This window comes from Niabella sp. (assembly GCF_030150205.1).
In the GTDB taxonomy this organism is placed as follows: domain Bacteria; phylum Bacteroidota; class Bacteroidia; order Chitinophagales; family Chitinophagaceae; genus Niabella.
On record NZ_JASLGT010000009.1, the window covers coordinates 186950 to 210657 of the forward strand.

Below are 23708 nucleotides of genomic sequence, written 5' to 3' on the forward strand. Positions count from 1 at the left end.
CGGAGGCCGTTTGCTTTTAAGGAGCAACGGCTTCTGTCTTTTTTGCGATCAGGCGTGCAAGGATAAAACAAAGCTGATCGATCCGTTCTTTCTGCGGGTGAAATGCGGAAACGTTTGAAAGAATGATGACGCCCTTTTGAGCAGCGATATCGATCGCCATCGATGAGGTATACCCTCCGGTACCCCCGTTGTGCCAGTACAATTGCCGGTTGTCATTGGTGCGAATGATGTGCCAGCCCAGCCCCATCTGCATCCGGTCGTTTACCGTAAATGTGGGCCTTCTTGTAAGCGCCAGCTCCTTATTGGATGTATCCCATTGCGCTGTTGCAAATAGCGCCAGGTCCTGTGAACAGGATAGCAGCCCTCCGCCACCAAAGAGTACGTCAAAATCCCAGTTAGGCACTTCATTGCCTTTTTCATTGAGCCCTTTTACAAGTGGAGCACCGGCCTGCAGGGCACTGGTATATGTATGCTGCATGTGGTACTTGTGAAGCACCCGCTTCTTTAACAGCAACGGGAAACTGGTTTTTTGCGATAACCCAAGGGTATACCCCAATAGTCCGGCGCCCAGGTTGGAGTATTCAAATGTTGCTCCTGCCGGTTGTTGCAGGGGCAATTCATTTTTCAGATAATCTTCCAGTTGCTGACTGCCGTAATTTTTATAGGGATTCAGCGGTGCCGTTCTTGCTGCCGCAAAATTGGAAGGAAGTCGCGGAAGCCCGGCAGTGTGATTGGCCAGGCTTTTAAGATCAGGTTGAATAGCCTGGTTGAATTGAAACGGGTAATAAGGATTGATCTTGTCTTCGAGCTGTAATTTTTTCTCAATTACCAGCGCTGCCAGTACGGTAGCGGTAAATACTTTGGTAATGGAGCCGATCTCGAAGATGGCGGTGCGGTTGTCAATAGTCCGGATGCTATCCTTCTCCTTCAACAGACCCAAAAAAGATGTGTTGCCGTTCTGGATTATTGCGATGGAAAACTGCGTCTTCATCGGAAAGTTATTGAGTTGTTCCATCGCCAGCTCCGGGATCCGCCGGTTTTTGATGCTATCTTCAGCGGAAATGATCTTTTCTCCGGGTAGGGAAGGGAGGGGATATACCTGGCGCCCCGGCGGAGCTTGCCGGGCAGGCAGGTGGGATGCCGGTAAAAAAAAGCCTGCAAGCAGGGGCAGGATCAAGTGCAGCGGGCGGTTCATTTAAAACGTTATCCTACGGATTTGACAATAGGAGGCTTAAAAATAATTAAATTCCAAATCTTAAGTTCTAAATTCTAAGAGCCAAAAAACAAGGAACAAAATGCTGGAGCCACGGAACGAAAGGGGGAATAACAAAAACCAACAATCAACGGGCAAAAAATCAAAAGACAAAAATTAAAACCATATATCCATCAAAAACACATTTCAGAACACGACACTGAAAACGAACCGCGAATACTGAATACTGAAAACTGATAACTGTGTACTGATAGCTGAATACTGAAAACTGATGTCTGAAAACTGGTGTTTGTTTCAGGTTTAATGTTCAATGTTCCAGGTTGGATCCGTTTGATGCTTGATGGTATCACCGATCACGAGGCAACAGTAACTGATGTCTGAAAACTGAATACTGAAAACTGAATACTGATAACTGACCACTAAAATCCGACCGCTGAAATCTCCAAAAACTCCTATCTTCGCGTTTCAAAATCTACTTTGATGAAAATCATTGCCGCTTCGATCGTTGTACTGCTCCACTAAGTATCATTAAACGATCTCCGTTGTAACTATTTGCCAAGTGGCGTTCCGCTGTTGCGGGATCGCATTTTATTTTCATTTAAACGAATAAGAAAATTATGTCTTTTGATCATAAAGATACCCCGAAGGTATCGGCTGCGCTGTTGTTTTTGAAACAAGCGTTTAAAGGAACTGAAACGGATTATACAACCATCAGCATCCGCAGGGCGGTATTGCTGATGGCCATTCCCATGATGCTGGAGATGAGTATGGAATCTGTTTTTGCATTGGTTGACCTGTATTTTGTTGGGCATTTAAAGGAAAGCAGTTTTGCCATACAAACGGTAGGATTGACAGAGTCGGTATTAACCGTTATGTATTCCATTGCTATTGGTATGAGCATGGCGGCTACAGCTGTGGTAGCGCGCCGTATTGGTGAAAAAAATCCGGAAGGTGCGGCGCATGCCGGAGCTCAGGCACTGCTGATTGCAACGGCAGTAACAGTACTGCTGAGCGGGGTTGGTATGTTTTATGCCAAAGAGATCCTGTTGCTGATGGGGGCATCGGAACCTGCTGCCGAACATGGGAAACAGTTTACGGCGATCATGATGGGCAGCAGTATTTCCATCATGCTGTTGTTTCTTATCAATGGTATTTTCAGGGGAGCCGGTAATGCGGCCATTGCCATGAAGAGCCTGTGGATTGCCAATATCTGTAACATCATCTTATGCCCGGTATTCATTAACGGCTGGGGAGGCATACCGGCTTTTGGTTTAACCGGCGCTGCCATGGCCACGGCCACAGGCCGAACGATTGGAGTGCTGTACCAGTTGTATCACCTGTTCCGTAGCAAAGGATCATTCAGGATGCGCCTTACGCATTTCGGATTGGATCTTCCGGTGATCCGGTCGATGGTAAAGATTGCGGTGCCCGGTATCTTCCAGTTTGTGATTGCATCCTGCAGCTGGATCGTGCTGGCGCGCCTTGTTGCGGTAACCGGCGGTGATGAGGGCTCTGCCGGCTATCAAACGGCGCTGCGCCTGATGATGTTTTTTATGTTGCCGGCCTGGGGCATGAGCAATGCGGCGTCTACACTGGTTGGACAAAACCTGGGTGCCAATGCCCCCGAGCGGGCAGAAGCCTCGGTGATGACCACCGTAAAATACAATGTATTGTTTATGGTGCTGGTAAGTGCCGTGTTCTTTTTGTTGGCCAATTGGCTGGTTTCTTTTTTTACCACAGAACAACACGTACAATCCATTGCTCAAACGGCTATGTATACGATGGCCTGCGGCTTTGTGTTTTACGGGGTAGGAATGGTGATGATCAATGCCTTTAACGGATCGGGCGATACCTGGACGCCCACCTGGGTAAATCTTTTTGGTTTCTGGTTGTTCCAGATACCGCTGGCGTATTTACTGGCCGTGTATGTTGGTTTGAATGAGCGGGGGGTATTTATTGCCATACCCGTATCGGAAGCCGCTATTACGGTGGTTTCGTTCATTTTGTTTAAACGCGGCCGCTGGAAGCTGAAGAAAGTATAGGCGCTGCAGTGCGCGGTTAAAAGAGGCGGTCCTGAAAAATCCGGTTGATGGTTGTAGTTATACCGTTTTTAATGCAAGCTGATTCAGGACAGGGGCCGCCTCTTTTTGCTTCTTTTAAAAAAGAATAAAAAAAATTTGTCAGTTTAAAAGAAAGTTTTACCTTAGTTTTTGAATACGTATTCAATAATGAAATCGGCAGGCAAAACAAATCCGGAAAAGCGAAATGCCACATCAGAAGATGTGGCGCAACTGGCGGGGGTATCACAGGCCACTGTGTCCCGTGTGTTTGCCGGAGGTGCCAATGTATCGGAAAAAAAACGGAAGAAGATCCTGGATGCGGCTGCAGAGCTCGAATACAAACCCAATGCCCAGGCAAGAAGCCTTATTACCCGCAAAACGATGATGGTGGGTATTATTATGCGCAATATAAAAGACCCGTTTTATTCGGCCGTACTGGAAATTTTTCATACCCGTTTAGCACCGCTTGGCTACCAGCTGATATTTAATAATTCGGAAAATGAGATCATCGAAGAATGGGAGATTGCCAAGCTGCTCGAATTTAATGTGGAGGGTATTATTGTAACCGATGCCCTGCTTTCAGAAGGTGCTACGCGTAAACTGAAACGGAGCGGAATCGTTTCCATCCTGTTTAACCGCCACGCCGAGGGATTGAATTGCAGCGCCGTTTACTGCGACAATTACCTGGCGGCACAGCAGATTGCCACCTACCTGGTGGAAATGGGGCACCGCACATTTGCATTTATATCCGGCCCGCGGAATACGTCTACAACGGTAGATCGACTGAAGGGGTTCCAGGAGGTGCTGCGGGAACGGAATATCAAAGAACTTACGATCATCCCCGGAACCTATACCTATGAAAGTGGATTTAAATCGGCGCAGGAGCTGCTGACCCGTAATAAAAATATTGATTGCATTTTTTGCGGCAGTGATATCATTGCGCTGGGGGTAATGGATGCTGCACGGCTGGTGGGTTTCCGCATTCCGGAAGATGTATCGGTAGTAGGGTTTGATAATATCCGGATGCTGGGCTGGACGCCCTATCCCTTAACTACCTGGGAGCAGCCGCTGGAGGATATGGTAACCAGCACCGTAGAATTACTATTAAAAGAAATAAACGATAAGAATGCCGCGCCCCGGATCGTTGCCATGAAAGGACGCCTGGTAATACGGAATACCGTAAGAAAGAAAAAATAGCTTTTTTTTCATCTATTTTGAATACGTATTCAAAAATCAGATGCAGCCATTGACCCGTGCGGGACGATGCAGGGGATTTTTGTTGCCAGGAAAAAGGCTGCAGATCCAACCATAAAAAAAATTGCCTCAAATATGAAACGAGTAATGATTCCACTGCTTTGCAGCATCCCGGCCGCAAAAAAGATACCGGCCCCGGATGGTCCCGCACGGCGGATTACCAAACGCTGTTTAATCATTTTTTTGTTCGGCCTCGTCCTGAACACTGCACATGCTATCGCTGCCGGTCGCACAGGCAGATCGCCATCCCTAACCTTCATACAGGACACGGTGCCGTCCTATATACTGAATGGTTTGGTACAGGATGAGAACAAGAACCCGGTGCCTAATGCTTCGGTGCAGATCAAAGGATCATCCCGCAGTGCGGTTACCAACCTGGATGGTAAGTTTATCATCGAAGCGCGGAGCGGCGACTCCCTGGTGGTAACCTCGGTAGGCTACCTGGAACAGGCGCTGCTGCTGGATAAGCGTCCAACCCTGGTGATCCAGCTGGCGCCCGACCTGGAAGGACAGAAAATGAATGAAGTTCAGGTGGTCGGCTACGGATCGCAAAAGAAAACAACCATGGTGGGCGCTGTTTCAACGGTGAGCGTGGCCGAAATCCAGAAGTATTCTACCCCGCAGCTTACCAATGCCATCGGCGGTAAACTGGCCGGTGTGTTAACCCGGCAAACCTCGGGGGAACCGGGCTATGACGCCGCGAAGATCTATATACGCGGACTGGTTTCACAAAGTGGCGTGAACAAACCATTGATCATCGTAGACGGGGTGGAGCGGGAACTGAACGATTACTGGACCAATATGAACATCCAGGATATTGAGAGTTTTTCCGTTTTGAAAGATGCTTCCGCAACCGCGGTATATGGTAACAGGGGCGCCAACGGTGTGATCCTGATCGTAACCAAGAAGGGCGTTATCGGAAGGCCGCGGGTAATCTTCCGTACAGAAACAGCAGTAGCTACTCCACAGCGGATCGAGAACAATATCAATGCCTATGAATATGCATCCCTGGTGAATGAATCCAGGGCCAATGTGGGGGAGGCGCCGAAGTATTCCGCTACGGAATTGCAAAAATTTAAAGATCAATCGGACCCTTATCTCTACCCGGATGTGGACTGGTACCGGACCATTTTCCGGAAAAACACCATGCAAAGTATCAACAACCTGGGTATTACCGGCGGAACCGAGATCGTACGGTATTATGTAAACCTGGGCTACACCCTGCAGCAGGGGATGTATGTAGAAGATCCCAAAGTAGAATATAAGACCAACGCAATGATGCGCCAGTATAACTTCCGCTCCAGGGTGGATGTAAAGCTGAACAAGCGGCTGACTGTAGATCTGGGGCTGGCAGGAATTTCAAAAGCTGCTAATTTCCCCGGCAGGGCACGGTCTACGATTTTTGATGTACTCAAGCTGACCAACCCCCTGATGTACCCGGTAAAGAACCCGGACGGATCCAACCCCGGTGCCTCGGGCGATTCAAGGATCAATCCCTATACGCTGGTTACACAAACCGGTTATACCACGCAGTTTTATAATACCATCACCAGTAACCTGAATGTGCGCTGGGATATGGGTGGTCTGGTGCAGGGCCTGTCGTTAAACGGACTGGCTGCATTTGATGTGGTAGACATTACGCAGAATGTGCGTTCTAAAGACCCGGCCACTTTTTATTATAAAAAGGACCCCATTACCGGCAAGGAAAGCTATACGCCCATTGTAACGGAAACGGCGCTGGGCTTGTATAACCTCAATGAGAATTACCGTACCGTATATGAAGAATTACGGCTGGATTATGTACGCAGTTTCGGAAAGCACAATATCACCGCATTGCTGGGCGCAAACAGGCGGCAATATAACAATGTAAATGCCGGCAACTCCATTGATAATATACCGGAACGCAGGCAGGGCCTGATCGGGCGGATTACCTATAACTATGATACCCGCTACCTGTTGGAGGTAAATGCAGGATATACCGGCTCCGAGCAGTTCCCGAAAGGAAAACGGTATGGCCTGTTCCCGTCTGTAGGACCGGGCTGGATCGTATCCAATGAAAAGTTCTGGAACTCCGGTTTGATCAATCTTTTAAAATTCAGAGGCTCCTACGGATTGGTGGGTAACGACCGTATTGGCGGTGGCCGGTTCTTATTTCAGACCCGGTTTGATAAAAATGCACCCGGCTATGTTTTTGGCCAGGACCAGAACATTAACCCCGGCGGCAAGCGGGAAAACTTTATCGGCAATCCGGATGTGACCTGGGAGCACGCGTATAAATCCAATATCGGGATGGACCTGGAACTTTTGCAGGGAATGATTACACTTACAGCAGATGTATTCCGCGAACGGCGGGAAGATCAGCTGCTCAGCCGGCGGATCATTCCTATCTATGCAGGATATCCCGATTTTATTATTCCCTTCGGGAACGTGGGTATTACCGAAAACAAAGGGATCGACGGCAGCTTCCAGTTCCGGAATACGACCAAGGGCGGCTTCTATTATTCCGTAAACGGGAACCTCACATTTGCAAAAAACAGGATCATTGAAAATGATTATCCCAAGCTTCAGTATCCATGGCAGGATCTGCGCGGTTATCCGATCGGCTCCAACCTGGGATATATTGCCGAAGGCTTTTTTAAAGATGAGGCAGATGTTGCCAACAGTCCGGACCAAACTTATTTCCAGTCCGTGATCCGCCCGGGGGATGTAAAGTATAAGGATATCAACGGCGATCATAAGATCGATAATGCAGACATGACAGTGATCGGCAAATACGGGTCGGAGCCGCAGATGATGTATGGCCTGGGCATCGTACTATCCTATAAAGGATTTGATGCCTCCATTTTCTTTACGGGGGCGGCCCGGCGCGATTTCTTCTTTACACAGCAATGGACCGCCATGCCTTTTGCTTCCGGCGAGAGCATGTATAATGTGATGCAGATGGTATACGATCAGCGGTGGATACCCGGCGCCGATAACAGCGAAGCAAAATTTCCCGCGGTACGATCGTTGAGCAAAAACAACTACGTGGGTTCTACGGTATACCTGCGCAGCGGCGATTACCTGCGGATCAAGAACGCAGAGATCGGCTATAATTTTCCCGATGCACTGATGAAACGCTGGAAACTCAATGGCGCAAGGCTTTTTGTACAGGGCACCAACCTGGCCACCTGGGATCATATCAAGGCCATTGATCCCGAGTCGGATTTTGGCACGGGAAGTTATCCCATTAGCCGCAATTTCAATTTTGGTCTCGAAGTGAGGTTTTAACGAAAAAAAAATTCATCATGAAAAAGTTGATACAAATAACAGCTGTCTTGCTGGTGTTCGCGTTCCTGTCCGGCTGTAAAAAAGGATACCTGGATAAAACGCCGGATGGCGACCTTACGCTGGATCAGATCTTTACCAATTCCGGGTTCACCGAGCAGTTCCTTACCAATATTTATTCGCAGCTGCCACAGGAACTGCGTATGGTAGATAACCCCGGCTCTGGGTTACCCAATAATCCCTTCAATGGCGCTTCCGACGATATGGAGATGAGTTACGAAGGGAATTTTGCCACCAATATGAACCTGGGGAACTGGAACCCCGTAACCTATACACTGGATTTCTGGTCGAATTGTTATTATGCCATCCGGAAGGCCAACCTGTTCCTGGAGAATATTGATAAGCTGGTTCCTTCCGACCTGGCACCGGTAACGAAGATCAACCGGTGGAAAGGGGAAGCGGTTTTCCTGCGCGCCTTTTATCATTTCCTGCTGATCCGGGTGTATGGTCCGGTACCCATCATTGATCGCACCTATAACCTGAATGAGGATTTTACAACGGTAAAAAGACAGCCCATCGATCAGTGTGTAAATTTTATTGTATCGGAATGTGATAAAGCGGCAGGATTACTGGAGCCCAAGGTGAGTTCCACCAGTGATTACGGACGTCCTTCCAAAGCGGCTGCACTGGCGCTCAAAGCCCGCACGCTATTGTATATGGCCAGCCCGTTGTGGAATGGCAACCCGGATTATGCCAGCTTTAAAGACAAAGAAGGAACCCGCTTGTTTCCCGACTTTGACGGCGGACGCTGGCAGGTAGCGGCCAGCGCTGCAAAACAGTGCATTGATGAAGCAACCGCTGCGGGCTACGGCCTGTACCGTGCAGCGGATAACAACCCGGTAAAAAATTACCAGGAGCTCTTTTATATGAACTTCAACAACGAGGTGTTTTTTACCTGTAATGATCCGGACTATCAGAATATCGATGCCTACAGTGAACCACGGGGCATGACGGGCGCCAACTGGCCGTTGCAATCGCCCACACAGGACCTGGTAGACGATTATGAAATGGCCAACGGCATCCGGCCCATCACGGGCTATAATGCAGACATGACGCCCATCATTGATCCGCTGTCGGGGTATACCGAAAATGCACAGGCTGCAACGGAAACGGATTATTATTATGCGGGCACCCGCACCATGTATGTGAACCGCGAGCCCCGCTTTTATGCCACCATCAATTTTACCGGGGCAAAATATAAAACAGGAACGCCGCAGCTGCGTAAAACGCCTTTACAATTCTGGAAACTGGGGCTGGATGGGCGCACGAATGTAAGCTCCGATTTTTACAGTAAAACAGGATACCTGCTGAAGAAACTAACCCACCCGGCATTTGTAATGTCGCCAAAGTCGGATCCCAAACGCACCTGGATTTTTTTCCGGTTGGGCGAACAATACCTCAACTACGCAGAGGCATTAAATGAAGCGCAGGGCCCCATTGCCGATGTATACAAATATGTGAACCTGATCCGTGAACGCGCAGGGCTGCCGGGCCTTACAGCCGGTCTTTCAAAAGATGCCATGCGGGAAGCCATCCGGCATGAACGGCGTATAGAACTGGCATTTGAAACCCACCGCTATTTTGATTGCCACCGCTGGAAGATTGCAGAAGTTACCGATAACCGGAATATATACGGCTTAAATGTAAACGGGTTGACCAGCGAAAGTCCCATCGTGCCTTATACGATCGCCAGTGATGCCTTTTATAAACGTACGATGATTGAGAAACGGATTTTTGATAAAAAACATTACCTGTGGCCGATACAGCAGCGGGATATCGATAAAAATCACAACCTGGTACAGAATCCGTTTTGGTAATGAATAAGCATTTTTTATGAGCATGTATTGTAATGATTTTACCTACGTAGGCAAGGTAATATTTAAGGTAGTTTTATTAGGGTGGTTACTGAGCTATAGCGGAACCGTGCAGGCGCAGCAGTTATATGAGCTGCCGGCTGCGGGTACGGAATCGCGGTGGATCAGTTTTGAGAATATCCGCGGAGAAAAAGGCGGGGCGGCAACAGAGAACAAAGGCGCGAAAGGCCATTCTTCCGAGTGGATCCTGCCGGGTGCCAGCAAAGTGCTGATGGATTATTCCGGCGCCGGTATCATTCATCGTATCTGGATGACGGTGATCGACCGGAGCCCGGCAGCGCTTCGATCGATCCGCATTGAAATGTACTGGGACAATGCGGAAAAGCCGGCGGTATCGGCTCCCCTGGGCGATTTCTTCGGGATCAGTCTTGGTTTGAAAACAGCCTTTCAGAGTGCTGCTTTTTCAGACCCGGAAGGGCGGTCGTTTAATTGTTATATCCCGATGCCGTTTAAAAAGCATGCAAAAATCGTTTTCATCAACGAGTCGAACGTGAAGCAGTTGCTTTTTTACGACATTAATTTTTCCGCGCTGAAACGGCCGGTGTTGCAGGCCGGGTACTTCCATGCATACTGGAGTACCAACAATGGCTCAAAGCTTGGGGACGATTTTGCGATTCTTCCGCAGGTACACGGGAAGGGCCGCTTCCTGGGTACCAATGTCGGCATAGTAACAGATAAAGTATATGGCAGTACCTGGTTTGGCGAAGGCGAAGTAAAAATATACCTGGATGGAGATCAGCAGTATCCCACCCTGGCCGGAACGGGTACGGAGGATTATATCGGCTCTGCCTGGAACCTGGGGCCTTTCGCTAATTTATACCAGGGGGCTCCCATCGTGGATAAGGTAAAGGGTCGCTTTTCATTTTACCGGTATCATATTCCCGACCCGGTTTTTTTTAACAGCAGCTGTAAGGTTACCATCCAGCAAATGGGCGGCGGCGGAAGGGATTCCATCCGGGCCATCATTAAGGCAGGCGGGCGTGCCCGGCCGGTAACGGTAATGACTTCAGAACGCCTTATCAAAATCCTGGATGAACAGCACTATCCGGATGTATTTGACGAACAGTTTCCGAAGGACGAGTGGACGAATTTTTACCGGGTAGATCATTATTCCGCCACGGCGTATTTTTACCTGGACCGCCCTGAATGTAAGCTGCCGCCGCTGCCGCCGGTGGCCGAAAGGATACAGGGATTGTAAACGTATGGCCGGTTATTCATTGCTGCTAAAAAAAGACGGCTGCAGTTAACAGAAGGTGGTTTAGTTGCAGCCGTTCTTGCCGGCACATTCAGTACAAAACAAAGCCCCGGGTTACAATTATGTAACTTCCCTGTAATAAAGTAATATTAAAATGAGGATTTGGAATCATCTGGATATTTGGATTGTGATCGGGTACCTGCTGCTGATGCTGGGGATCGGTCTCTGGCACCGGCGCTTTGCCAACAAGAGTATGGATAATTTTTTCCTGGGCGGCAGGAAGATACCTGGATGGCTCAACGGTGTTTCTTACACAGCAGCGCTGGTGAGCCCGGATGCCGCCACCGGTTACGGCGGTTTGGCTGTGGCCACCGGCGGGTTTATCTGTTGGTGGTATTTAAGCCGTTTTGGACTGGCGTTGTTCCTGGGCGGCGTGCTCTTTGCTTTTTTCTGGCGGCGGCTCAACCTGTTTACATCGCTTGAGTTTTATGACTTGCGGTTCCCAAAAAGGGCGGCAGGTATTATGCGGTTGTGGATCGCCCTGCGCACCTCGCTCATTGCAATGCCCGCCTGGACCGGCATCACTTTGCTGGCCGCTTATAAAATAATGGGCCCGGCCTTTGATCTTACAAAGTTTGAAACGCTTTGCCTGGTGGTGCCCGTATCCCTGCTGTTTGTATTTTCATCCGGATACAAAGGCGTGGTGATCTCCAATTTTATCCAGATGCTGATCTTCCTGGCGGGAACCCTGCTGCTGCTGTTCCTGACCCTGCAACATTTTGGCGGGGCTACGGCCATGGTAAAAGCCATCGAACAGGCATTTGGACCGCACAGTGCGGAAATACTGGGAAGCATACCGCCCCAAAAGCAGGAGGTGTTTCCGCTGGCCGCGGCCTTCGGATGGCTGATCGGGCAAAGCATCGGCTATGGCGGTGATGCTGCACCCATGGGGGGCGCTATGGAAGGGCAACGCATCCTTTCCACCCGTACACCAGCAGAAGCATTGACGATGTACGTGGTGGCAGCCATCTCTATGTTTGTATTATTACTGCTGGTAACCTTGCCCAGTATCAGTGCGGCCGTGCTGTGGCCGGAGCTGCGGCAAACGGGGGCGGACAGGGAGCTGGTATACGGCAGGCTGATGAAGATGCTGCTGCCATCTGGTGCCATGGGGCTGATGGTGGCGGCCATGCTGGCTGCAACGATGTCTACTGTAGGCGACAACCTCAACTTCGGCAGCCAGATACTGGTTAGTGATATCTACCGCCGCTGGTTTGTGCGCGATCGTTCAGAAAAGCATTACCTGTTTGTCGGCAAGATCTCCATGCTGGTAATACTCGCCGTTTCCATTGCCGTTGTATACAACGTTGTTATCATTACGGATGTGGCCATTTTTATGTTGTCCTTAAGTGCGGCTGAACTGCCGGCCAACTGGGCGCAATGGTGGTGGTGGCGGTTTAACGGCCCGGCACGGATTGCGGCGTCTTTTGGAGGTGCCGCCATATTTTGTGTAGTAGTACTGGGCCCCCGCTTACTCATATACCTGGGGGTGGCTGGCGCAGAGCGGCTGGTGGTTGCCTGGTACTGGCAAACCCTGCTGGTGATGGGACTTACCACGCTGCTCTGGATCGTTGTGGCATTGCTTACCAGACCCGATCCGCAGCCGCTGTTACAGGATTTTTATAAACGCGCACGGCCACTGGGTTTTTGGAAGCCCTTCCGGAGCAGCGGGGAACCCGGTGCGTACCGGCCGCTGCGTCCCATCCTGAAAGGAATCTTTATCGCCATCGTTGGAACCGTATCTGTTTCATTATTCATACTCGGGCTCACCCATGCCTGGTTTGCGCGGTATGGCACCGGCCTGCTTACCCTGCTGGCAGCTATATTGCTTTTTATCGCCTTTCGCAAAATGGCTTCCCGCTACCTTACAGAACTGGAAATAAGCACGGGCGACCGTAAAGCGGACACCGCCCATTATCACGAACCATCTTAAACGATCCATACCGGATTCATAAAACATATATAAAAGTTATGAGAGCAAAACAAGTAGTACGAACAAAAGAAGAGCATGTGCTGTACCTGGGCGACTGGGTTTTTCATGTAGGGCCCACGTTTATTGAAACACCATTTGGCACAGAAACAAAAGACGCGGATCTGCATTTTTACGGAGAACGTTTAACCGAAGCGCTGGAACAGCAGGCGGATGTAACGCCGTTATCCAACTGGGAACTGTACCGGCTGGAACCAGGCAAGCTGGAAGCATACCTGCAACAATCCGAAGCACTGATCATTAGTGATGTGGAGGCAAAATGCTTTCACCTGTATCCCAGCTTTTTTGACAGGGCGCGCCGCGAACATAAGATCGTTACGTTCCCGGACCGTATAGAGGCCATTAAGGAATGGATCCACAGGGGCGGAGGCATGATGATGCTGGGCGGATGGTTATCATTCAGTGGGGTGCAAAGCCGGTCGGGTTGGGGCCGGAGCACGCTGCAGGAGGCGCTTCCGGTGAATTGCCTGCTGATCGAAGACCTGGTGGAATCATCGGCCGGGTTCACCGCCGAGGTGGTGAAACCCGATCATCCGGTTGTAAAGGGGCTGGCCTGGGATACATTTCCGCCGATATTTGGCTATAATGAAGTGACCGTTAAAAACGAGGACGATGTAATCGTTCGGGTAAAAGAAACCGGACATCCGCTGGTGGTTGCCGGTGCATACGGGCAGGGCCGTGTGTTTACTTATATGTCGGATCCGGCACCGCATTGGGGCATCAATTTTGAGTTGTGGGAAAACTACAACGACTTCTGGCTGCAGGCCTACAACTGGATAAAAGGAACGCTATGAGTCAGTCTGAACTATATGCGGGCGCCGCAGTAACCGATATTACACCACCGCTGGAGGTAGGGTTGCTTACTTCATCTGTAAAAGCGGAATATGCTGCCTTTGAATCCATACATACACCTTTGAAAGCGCGGGTGCTGGTCCTGCAATCCGGAAAGGAAAAACTGGCGGTAGTAGCACTGGACCTGCTGTCGCTTACCGATACTTCGGTTGGGGGCTGGGAGCACTTTAAAGCGGAAATGGCAGATGCGGTTCCGGCCGCAAATATAGTGATCTGTTGTACCCACACCCACAGCGCGCCGGAGTCGGGCGGCCTTACAGGGCTTTACCAGACACCTGCCTTTATGGCCTGGTTAAAAAAAATGCAGCAGGATATCCGGGCTGCGATCCATACAGCGGTGGCCCGGCTTCAGCCCTGTACGTTATCGGTGGCAACGGCCGTACTGGAAGGATATTCATTGCAACGGCGGATCCGTTTACCGGAAGGTATGGTGATCTCCGATGCGCTGCAGCCCGTATCCGAGGCGCTGATGAACGGGGAGCCGGTAGACCGGCGGGTGAAGACCGTCCGCCTTACCGGTAAAGACAGGCAGGGCATTGCAACGGTGGTGCAGGCGGTCTGCCACCCGGTACATGAGATGTGTATCCCCGCGGTGTCTGCCGATTTCCCGGGCGAACTCTGCAAGGCACTGGAACAATCGGATCAAAACGGTACGGCATTGTTCCTGAACGGAGCCGCCGGTGATATCAACCCGCCTACGGTATCCATGGGGGCCGCTTATGCAAATGCACACGGCGTGGCAATGGCAAAACTGGTAGCAACACAGGAGCCGTTGCAACTGGCGGATACCGCATTTTCTTTTCAACGCTGTGCGATCCCTTTTGCGGTTAGGGAAGGATCCGGTATTACCAATCCGCTGGACGCCCTGGCGCGGATCAGCCTGCTGCATTTTAACTCTCTGGCCATCCTGTTCCTGCCCGGTGAGATCTTTGTGGAAACAGCCCTGGAGATTGAGGAGGCGTCGCCTTTTGAACATACCATTATTGCAGGGTTTTCCGAAAATAACATCGGGTACGTACCAACATTGCGTGCATTTGAAGAAGGCGGTTATGAAACCGGTCCCGGTAAATGGTCCTTCCTTGAAAAAAGTGCCGCGGGGCGGATAAAAGCGGCGGCGATCGACCTGCTGCAGCAACAATTTTATAAACGGAATACGCACCTGATAAAATCATAAGCATATGTTTTGGCGATATAAAATGACAGCCCTTCTTCTTGTATGGTGTATCACTGTTACAGCAACGGCCCAGTCTTTGAAAAAGAGCATTTCCTATTACGGGGGTGCAAAAAATGATCTGTACCTCTTGCTGAAAGCACAGGGCTATCTGGTAAAGCGCTATAATAGTCCGGAAGCTGCCATTCAGGCGGCACCTGCCGGATCCGGGGTTTTTATTACAGCAGACCGGTATCCGGCGCCGGACGCAAAGAATCGCATCAATGAGGCGCTGTTACAAACTGCAGCCTCCCGGAGGCTACGGCTCTATGTGGAATATCCCTCCGCTTATCCCGGACTGGATATTCCATCGCAACCGCTGGAAACACATCTGGAACGGGGTGTGGTGACAACCGATCTGTTTGGTGCCCGGCTGCCACGCCTGGCATTGCTGGGGATTCATAACTGTTATGTATGGCCGGTTAGTGCCACCGATCCATTAATGGTGCTGGCCAAAGTGGTAGGCGTGGATAAAGCAGAACTGGGGCTGGATAGCACGAAAACCTATCCGCTGTTATTCCGCAGGAACGGCGTGCTCATCAGTACCACTGCCCTCAGTAATTTCAAAACCGGACGCTATGGTCCTACGCAACCGGTGCAAACCGTTTTGTTGTATATCATAAAGCAGCTTACCGGTAACACTGCGGTTGCCATTAACCACTGGCCGCAGGATGTACGGCCCATGTATGACCGGAATGCGCCCCTGCCGGCGAATGCTTTGCGCAACAGTGTGCAAAAAGGAGTGGAATGGTTTTCGAACGGCCGCTTTTATGTACATCCCGGCTGGAAGGCAGACTGGATGAAATATGGCGGAGTAGACGGATTGAAGCCGGTAGGACCTCCGGTACCGCAGGAAAAGCCCAATGGCGACGGATCGCTGGGAATCATTGAAGGGCACACTTCCACGATCTATTACAACGGCAGTCAGCAATACCGTTACTGGATGCGCGCCGATGTACAGGGAGAAGCCAGTATGGCCCTGGCTGCAGCCGGGCAGCTGCTGAATAATACAGCGTATAAAACAAAAGCAACGAATATCATCGATTTCCTTTTTAAAACCTCCAACCTGCGGGCAGGCCCCAAGAATGATCCGGGCAGTCCTGCTTACGGATTGATCGGCTGGGCAACCACCAATGCCGGTACATTTTATGGAGATGATAATGCCCGCGCTATACTGGGCGCACTGGGCACGGCGGGATACCTGAAAACGGATCAGTGGGATAAGGAACTGGCGGAAGCCATCATGGCCAATTTCAGAACCACCGGCAAACGGGGGTTCCGGGGCGAACGGCTGGAGGAAAATGATATCATCAAAAACGGGTGGCCCTATTATTATAACCGCAACCTGGAACATCCTTCACCCCATTTTGAATCGTGGATGTGGGCCCTTTATTTGTGGTTGTATGATAAAACACACTATCCGCCGTTGCTGCAACGTACAAAGGAAGCCATCGCCATTACCATGAAGGATTATCCCGACAAATGGAAATGGGGCAGCAGCCTGCAAACCCAGCGTGCCCGGCTCATTTTGCCCCTGGCCTGGCTGGTACGCGTGGAAGATACACCGCTGCACCGGCGCTGGCTGGATGAGATGGTGCGCGAGATGCTAAAATACCAGGATGAAAGCGGTGCCATCCGGGAGGAACTGGGCAAAGGGAAAGGCATGTTCCGGGAACTGAAATCAAACAACGATTACGGTTCGGATGAAGGTTCGCTGATTTCACAAAACGGACAAAAAATATCCTGCATGCTGTACACAAATAATTTCGCGGTGTTCAGTCTGCACGAAGCAGCGCTGGCAACCGGCAACAAAGGGTACCTGCAAGCGGTAAACAAACTGTCTGATTTTTTGACCCGGATACAGGTGCAAAGCAGCAGGCATAAGGATCTGGATGGTGCCTGGTTCAGGGCCTTCGACTATGGTAAGTGGGAATACTGGGCCTCCAATTCCGATGCGGGCTGGGGTGCCTGGTGCACGCTTACAGGCTGGATCCAGAGCTGGATTGTGACCACACAGGCCCAGATCATGCAGCAGCAAAGCTTCTGGGATGTTACAAAGCACTCCGGCATGCGTACCACTGGTACGGCCGTTATTGATCAGATGATGAAAAAAACTGAATGATGAAAAAATCTGCAATTATATTATTAATTGGAATATGGATGGCCGGCACAGTTTGCGGCCAAACAACGGCCAATGACCTGGCCGCGCTTTCTATGATGCAGGACGGTGTGATCTCAAAGCGCGTAAGCAGTCATGATACGGCCGGCGCCGGTAATGATTTTATACGCATCGGTGAAAAGGAAACAAGAACCATTTTTGATGTAAAGGGGGCCGGTATGATCAACCATATCTGGATCACGATGGCGCCGGGGCCGGAGGCTTTGAGCCGTAACGATGTAATCCTGAAAATGTATTGGGATGGCAATGCATCGCCTTCCGTGATGGCACCCATCGGGCCTTTCTTCGGACAGGGATGGAATGAATCGTATACCTATAGCGCGCTGCCCTTATCGGCCAGCCCGGTAAACGGCAAGGGAATGGTCTGTTATTTTTCGATGCCCTTTGCGAAGGGTGCCCGCATTGAGATCGAAAACCAGGCCGGAAAGGAGATCAGTCATTTTTACTACTATGTAGATTATGTGGAAATGGACCGGCTGCCTGCAAAGGCCGGGCGGTTTCATGCCTGGTACAATAAGCAGCTGACTGAAACCTCGAAAACCGAAGGTGAAAACGAATGGGCCATGTTTGGAAAGCCGGGAAATAACACAAGCGGTAAGGACAACTACCTGATCGCCGATATCAAAGGCAAAGGACATTTTGTGGGTGTGAACTATTATGTACATGCACCCACACCCATGTGGTATGGGGAAGGCAATGACCGGATCGAGATCGATGGGGCAAAGGGCACAGTTCTTAAAGGCACGGGAACGGAAGACTACTTCAATACCGCCTGGTGCCCGAAATCCATTTATGAACATCCGTATTATGGTTATGCGCGGGTAAACAATGATATTGGCTGGCTGGGCCGCACACACCTGTACCGGTTCAATATCACCGATCCTTTCTATTTTAATACGGCCTTCCGTTTTTCGATCGAACACGGGCATAACAATGTATTAACGCTCGATCTGGCCAGCGTGGCCTACTGGTATCAGCCCGAGGCCCACGCGGTTCCCGCCATTCCTTCAAAGGCGGCAAGACAGCCCATGCCGATGATTGATATTGGCGACATTCACCGCTGGCGCAATGAATGGCGTAAAAGCAAAAACAATGATCCGAAGCTATGGGGGAATGAGCGGTAATAGTTGGTTCGGATCTACATTGTGCCACATGATTGGGACGCGTACTCCACGTCGCATCTGTCCCGCTTGTCACTGATAACAATCATCATCGCTCTAGTTGAATTAAAAGCATCCATGAAAAAGAATTTTATTCTGCTATTACTGCTGGCAGGCACCCTGCAATTGGCTGGTCAGGACCTGATGGGGCTTACCAGCATAAAGCAGGGCATAAAAACAAAACGGATCAGCAGTTACGACCCCTCCGGGGATAATCATGATAACCTGAAGGATATCAGGCCCGGTGAAAAACGTACGATCTTTAACGTTGCGGGAGCGGGGATCATCGATCATATCTGGATGACGCTTTCGCCGGAGCCCAATGTGCTCAGCCGGAATGATGTGATCCTCCGGATGTACTGGGATGGCAATACATACCCGTCTGTGGAAGCGCCGGTTGGGCCTTTCTTCGGACAGGGATGGAATGATACCTACCTGTTTACATCCGCTGCACTGGCCGCTACACCTGCAAACGGAAACGGACTGGTAAGTTATTTTGCCATGCCTTTTGCAACGGGTGCGCGTATAGAAATTGAGAACCAGACCGGCGGCAATATCAATGCCCTGTATTTTTATATCGATTACCAGGAAATGAAAGCCCTGCCCCCGCAGACCGGCCGGTTTCATGCCTGGTATAACAAGCAGCTGACGAGGCCGGTGGATAGCGTGGAAAATGAACACTGGATGTTTGGTGGCAACCCGCCCAATAAAAATGGCAGGGAAAATTATATGATTGCGGATATCAAAGGCAAGGGCCATTTTGCAGGCGTTAACTATTATGTGCAGGCACCCACGCCATACTGGTATGGTGAAGGGGATGATATGTGGTTTATAGACGGCGACACCCTGCCCACGCTGAATGGTACCGGCACCGAAGATTATTTTAATACGTCCTGGGGTGCTCCCAAACAACCGTATGCAACACCTTATTTTGGTTACGCAAAAGTGAATGAGGATATCGGTTTCCTGGGCCGTACCCATATTTACCGGTTCCATATTGCCGACCCGGTTTACTTCGACCGGTCGTTGCGGTTCTCTATTGAACATGGAAGTAATAATGTGTTGACGCTGGATCTGGCCAGTGTGGCTTATTGGTACCAGGATGTAGCCGCCCGGGTACCGCCCATACCGGATGCCTCCGCACGCCGGCCGATGCCGCTGATCGGCCCCACCGATATCCATCGCTGGCGAAACGAATGGCGGAAGAGCAAGGGAAATGATACCCGCCTTTGGGGCAAATGATGCTATTAATAATAACAAACCGATCAAAGCATTCAAAAGAATAATTATGGCACGTTTTATCAAACAGGGCAAGGCTGTAACCGAATTGCAGCAGGAACATTCGAACGTAAAAGGAACCGTGGAAGCGATGATCCGGAGTATTGAATCTGGTGGGGATGAGGCCGTGCGTGCGTATGCGGAGCGGCTGGATCAATGGACACCGGCATCCTTCCGGCTTTCAGCTGATCAGATACAGGCTATCGTAGACCGCACTCCGCAGCAGGTAAAGGACGATATCCTTTTTGCGCAGCAGCAGATCCGTTTTTTTGCAATGCAGCAGCGGAACACGTTGCTGGACCTGGAAGTGGAAACCCTTCCCGGAGTGTTTTTAGGGCATAAGAACATACCCGTAAACAGCGTGGGATGCTATATTCCGGGAGGCCGTTATCCGATGGTGGCTTCGGCACATATGAGCGTACTTACTGCTAAAGTAGCGGGTGTACAAAGAGTCATCGCCTGCACGCCACCCATACTGGGTAAGATACCGGAGGCAACGGTTTGTGCCATGCATTTTGCCGGTGCAGATGAAATTTATATATTGGGCGGGGTACAGGCACTTTGCGCAATGGCCATTGGTACCGGTTCCATTCCCGCAGTGGATATGATTGTAGGTCCTGGCAACGCCTATGTGGCAGAAGCCAAACGGCAGCTGTTCGGCAGGGTGGGAATCGATCTGCTGGCAGGTCCTACAGAAGTGCTGGTGATTGCCGATGAAACGGCAGATGCGGAGATGGTGGCCTGTGATCTTCTCGGACAGGCAGAGCATGGCCCCACTTCCCCGGCTACCCTGATCACCACTTCTGAAACACTGGCCCGGGAAACCATGGCCGCAATAGAGGAGCAGCTGAAAACACTTTCCACCGCAGATTTGGCTGGAGCAGCATGGAAGAACTACGGCTCCATTATACTGGTGAATGATAAGGTAGAAGCCGTGATGGAGGCAGACAAACTGGCCTACGAGCATGTAGAGGTGCTTACGGCCGATCCTTCCTATTTCCTGGAACATATGACCAATTACGGTGCGTTATTCCTGGGGCCCGAAACCAATGTGGCGTATGGCGACAAGGTTATCGGTACCAATCATACCCTGCCTACCATGAAGGCGGCACGGTATACCGGCGGCCTGTGGGTGGGGAAGTTCTTAAAAACCTGCACCTATCAGCGGTGCACCCCGGAGGCCAGCGCCAAAATAGGTATGTATGCCGAACGTCTTTGTGAACTGGAAGGTTTTGCCGGGCATAAACGGCAGGCCAGCTTACGGGTAAAGCGCTATTCCCAAAAATAATGGTGAATTAAATAAAATTTCGCAACTTTGAATGGTTGCTTAAACGATAAAGTAAAGCGCTTTCCTTTAAACAGAAAAATCATGAACAGACTTGCACAACGATTGCTGATTTTTTTTGCCGGTTGTTTGTTGAGTACCGCCGTTGCCGGAGCCCGTACATCAGACCCGTCTATGTGTGTATGGCTAACCACTTCACTGCAACGGGTATTTCCGCAATCACCCGCTCAAACCACCACCGAACTGGAGTTGCTGGCCGCACGGAACAGCCGGGTTTCATTCCAGGTTGCTTTCCGCAGCAACATGAAAGATCAAACGCATATATCCTGCAGTGTGGAGAACGCCGCAGCAGTACATCCGCAGGTGCGTTATGTAGGCCTGGTGCCGATGCCCCATTTTAATACCGATGTCAGCGCAGAGGAGCTGGATGGCAGGGGATACCTGCCCGGCTGGCTGCCCGATCCGCTTTACCCGGTATCCAAAACCGAAGCCAATCCGTTTGAAAGCCGTTCGTTCTGGATCACGCTTCAGGTTCCGGCTGCGCTGTCGCCCGGCATACACCGCTACAAAGTACGGATGCGCTGGCAGGAAGGGAAGGAAGAAAAAGATACGGCATTAACGGTTAACCTATCCGTAAGCACATTAACCTTAAAACCCCGAAAAAATTTCTACGTCACCCACTGGTGGCGGGGTGAGGCCATTGCGCTTCAGTACAAAACAAAAATGTTCGACGAACAGTGGTGGAAGCTCACGCGGGCCTGTATGAAAAACCTGATTGAACATGGCAATGACGTGGCATTTATCCAGAACTTCTTCGAGCTGCGGGCAGTGTTCAAAGAACCCTGTCAGATGCTGATCGTAAATGAACCAAGTCCCGGGAAATATGCATTCGACTGGTCGCGGATCAAACGCTTTGTAGATATGTGCCGGGAACTGGGGTATAAAAAATTCGAATGGGCACATCTCTGGCTGTACTGGGGCGTGCAGGACGCCATGCACGTATATAAAAAAGAAGGCGATGCATATAAGTTGTTATGGGCAGAAAATCTTTCGGGCACATCCGATACCTATATCAATTTTTTAAAACAATATTTGCCGGAACTGCACCGCTTCCTTATAAAGGAAAAGCTGCTGGAGGATTCGTATTTCCATCTCTCGGATGAACCCTGGTCCGAACACGTGGAAAATTATAAAAAAGCACGCGATATACTCCGCCGCCTGGCCCCCTGGATGAAGGTGATGGATGCGTTAAGCGATGTGCGGTATGGCCGGGAACACCTTACCGATATTCCGGTGCCCATCATCAGTTCGGATGAAGCGTACCGGAAAGAGCACATTCCGCACTGGGTTTATTTCTGCACAGGACCGCGCAATAAATGGCTCAATCGCCTGTATGATACGCCCCTGCCTAAAATACGGATGAGCGGATGGCTGTTTTATAAACTGAAAGCCCAGGGCTTCCTGCATTGGGGATATAATTTCTGGTATAAGCTGGATAAAGAGGAAGCGGGCGACCCCTTTACCGAAGGTGCTGCCTATGCTTATCCGGGTATCGCGTCCGGTGATCCGTTTGCGGTATATCCCGGTCCGGATGGTCCGTATGACTCGGTCCGGTGGGAGGTCTTCTCAGAATCGTTGCAGGATTACGCTATTTTACAATCTGCGGGTATACAGCCGGAAGATGCCCTGCTGGCTCCCCTGCATACCTATGAGGATTTTCCCAGGAGCGAGCAATGGATTCGTGAATCCCTGGAGAAAATTCTAACCAGCAAGCAATAAGAATCATATAAATCGTGGTTGAAAAAACAATGGTAGTATATAAGAAAAAATGGATCATAGCGGTCCTTTTATTAGGCCTTCAATGGATGCAGGCGCAGGCCCAAAAGATAGAAGTACCGCAGATCGCAGGCGCATGGGTGCATATCTTTGACCCGGCAGCTACCCGGGCAAAAGACAGCTCCTGGTATACCAATGATCATTGTTTTGTAAAAGCGGCCGATGGCTCCTGGCATGCGTTTGGCATCATACATCACTTGCCCATTGCGCCCTGGAAAGAAACCCGTTTCTTTCATATTACAGCGCGCTCACTGACGCAGGCACGCTGGGAAGATAAAGGCTATGCCATGACGGCGGAGCCCGGGGTGGAACGGGTATTGTGGGCACCGCATATTGTTAAAGAGAAAGGACGTTATCACCTGTTTTACAACACGGGTAATATGCAGGAAAATGCACCCAACTATGCTTCCTGGGGGCAGCTGCGCCTGGCTACCGGTACGGATCTGTATCAATGGGAGCGGCACGCGCTGAACCCGCTGTTCAGTGATGCCGGCCATGCCCGGGATTCGTACATCATGAAACATAAAGGCGTTTATTATTATTACTATACCCGTACGTTCAGCGAAACCGATCTCCGGTCGGTAGTGGCCGTACGCACAGGAAAGGATCTGTATCACTGGAGCGGGCCGCAGATCGTACATACACAACCCTACCGGGTAGATTGGGGCGGAGATGCGGAAAGTCCCTTTGTGATAAAAAAAGGCGGGCTGTTCTATCTTTTTATCTGCCGGGCAATGACGGAGTATAACCGTACAGATATATACTGGTCTGCAGACCCGCTGCATTTTCCTAACGAAAATCTTGTGGGCACCTTACCCGTACATGCTGCGGAAGTGATCTATGATAAAAAGGAAGGCTGGTTTATTTCCAATACCGGCTGGGATAAAAAAGGCCTTTACCTGGCTCCGTTAAAATGGATATCAAAAGAAAAATAA

General features: G+C 50.4%; 15 protein-coding genes. 14 read left to right on the top strand and 1 reads right to left on the bottom strand.

The features are described from left to right. Positions 1-16: 16 nt before the first annotated feature. On the bottom strand, positions 17-1195 hold the full coding sequence (locus Q1V85_RS08835; protein WP_300599035.1) for a serine hydrolase domain-containing protein: 1179 nt from the start codon (positions 1193-1195) through the stop codon (positions 17-19). Between the two features lie 635 nt (positions 1196-1830). Here Q1V85_RS08835 and Q1V85_RS08840 point away from each other — a divergent pair. The 14 genes from Q1V85_RS08840 to Q1V85_RS08905 all read left to right on the top strand — a co-directional run bounded on the left by Q1V85_RS08840 (position 1831) and on the right by Q1V85_RS08905 (position 23708). After that, positions 1831-3255 carry an MATE family efflux transporter gene (locus tag Q1V85_RS08840; protein WP_300599037.1) on the top strand — a complete coding sequence of 475 codons (1425 nt, stop codon included), beginning with the start codon at positions 1831-1833 and terminating at the stop codon, positions 3253-3255. 186 nt (positions 3256-3441) lie between these two features. Continuing rightward, positions 3442-4470 carry a LacI family DNA-binding transcriptional regulator gene (locus Q1V85_RS08845; protein ID WP_300599038.1) on the top strand — a complete coding sequence of 343 codons (1029 nt, stop codon included), beginning with the start codon at positions 3442-3444 and terminating at the stop codon, positions 4468-4470. A 132-nt stretch (positions 4471-4602) separates the two neighbouring features. Beyond that, positions 4603-7797, top strand: a complete 3195-nt coding sequence (locus tag Q1V85_RS08850) for a TonB-dependent receptor (protein ID WP_300599040.1) — start codon at positions 4603-4605, stop codon at positions 7795-7797. A 17-nt stretch (positions 7798-7814) separates the two neighbouring features. Then, positions 7815-9671: a RagB/SusD family nutrient uptake outer membrane protein gene (locus Q1V85_RS08855; RefSeq protein WP_300599042.1), complete on the top strand. Its 1857-nt coding sequence runs from the start codon at positions 7815-7817 to the stop codon at positions 9669-9671. Positions 9672-9687: 16 nt separating this feature from the next. Beyond that, positions 9688-10926, top strand: coding sequence for a glycoside hydrolase family 172 protein (locus Q1V85_RS08860; RefSeq protein WP_300599044.1), 1239 nt, complete (start codon positions 9688-9690; stop codon positions 10924-10926). A 151-nt stretch (positions 10927-11077) separates the two neighbouring features. Further along, positions 11078-12916 carry a hypothetical protein gene (locus tag Q1V85_RS08865; protein WP_300599045.1) on the top strand — a complete coding sequence of 613 codons (1839 nt, stop codon included), beginning with the start codon at positions 11078-11080 and terminating at the stop codon, positions 12914-12916. Between the two features lie 38 nt (positions 12917-12954). Continuing rightward, entirely contained in the window at positions 12955-13767 is an 813-nt protein-coding gene (locus Q1V85_RS08870; protein ID WP_300599047.1) for a glutamine amidotransferase, read from the top strand. Beyond that, positions 13764-14999: a hypothetical protein gene (locus Q1V85_RS08875; RefSeq protein WP_300599049.1), complete on the top strand. Its 1236-nt coding sequence runs from the start codon at positions 13764-13766 to the stop codon at positions 14997-14999. The genes Q1V85_RS08870 and Q1V85_RS08875 overlap by 4 nt, the downstream gene beginning before the upstream one ends. 4 nt (positions 15000-15003) lie before the next feature. Further along, on the top strand, positions 15004-17157 hold the full coding sequence (locus Q1V85_RS08880) for a hypothetical protein (RefSeq protein WP_300599051.1): 2154 nt from the start codon (positions 15004-15006) through the stop codon (positions 17155-17157). Beyond that, the gene (locus Q1V85_RS08885; protein ID WP_300599052.1) at positions 17154-18338 is read left to right on the top strand and encodes a glycoside hydrolase family 172 protein; all 1185 of its coding nucleotides are present in this window, start codon (positions 17154-17156) and stop codon (positions 18336-18338) included. Before Q1V85_RS08880 ends, Q1V85_RS08885 begins: the two co-directional genes overlap by 4 nt. Positions 18339-18452: 114 nt before the next feature. Beyond that, complete coding sequence (locus tag Q1V85_RS08890) at positions 18453-19616, top strand: glycoside hydrolase family 172 protein (RefSeq protein WP_300599054.1); 1164 nt, start codon at positions 18453-18455, stop codon at positions 19614-19616. Positions 19617-19662: 46 nt separating this feature from the next. Continuing rightward, positions 19663-20940, top strand: coding sequence for a histidinol dehydrogenase (gene hisD / locus Q1V85_RS08895; protein ID WP_300599056.1), 1278 nt, complete (start codon positions 19663-19665; stop codon positions 20938-20940). 81 nt (positions 20941-21021) lie between these two features. Continuing rightward, positions 21022-22716 (top strand): DUF4091 domain-containing protein, encoded by a 1695-nt coding sequence (locus Q1V85_RS08900; RefSeq protein WP_300599058.1) that lies wholly within the window; start codon positions 21022-21024, stop codon positions 22714-22716. 14 nt (positions 22717-22730) lie between these two features. Then, positions 22731-23708, top strand: coding sequence for a family 43 glycosylhydrolase (locus tag Q1V85_RS08905; protein ID WP_300599060.1), 978 nt, complete (start codon positions 22731-22733; stop codon positions 23706-23708).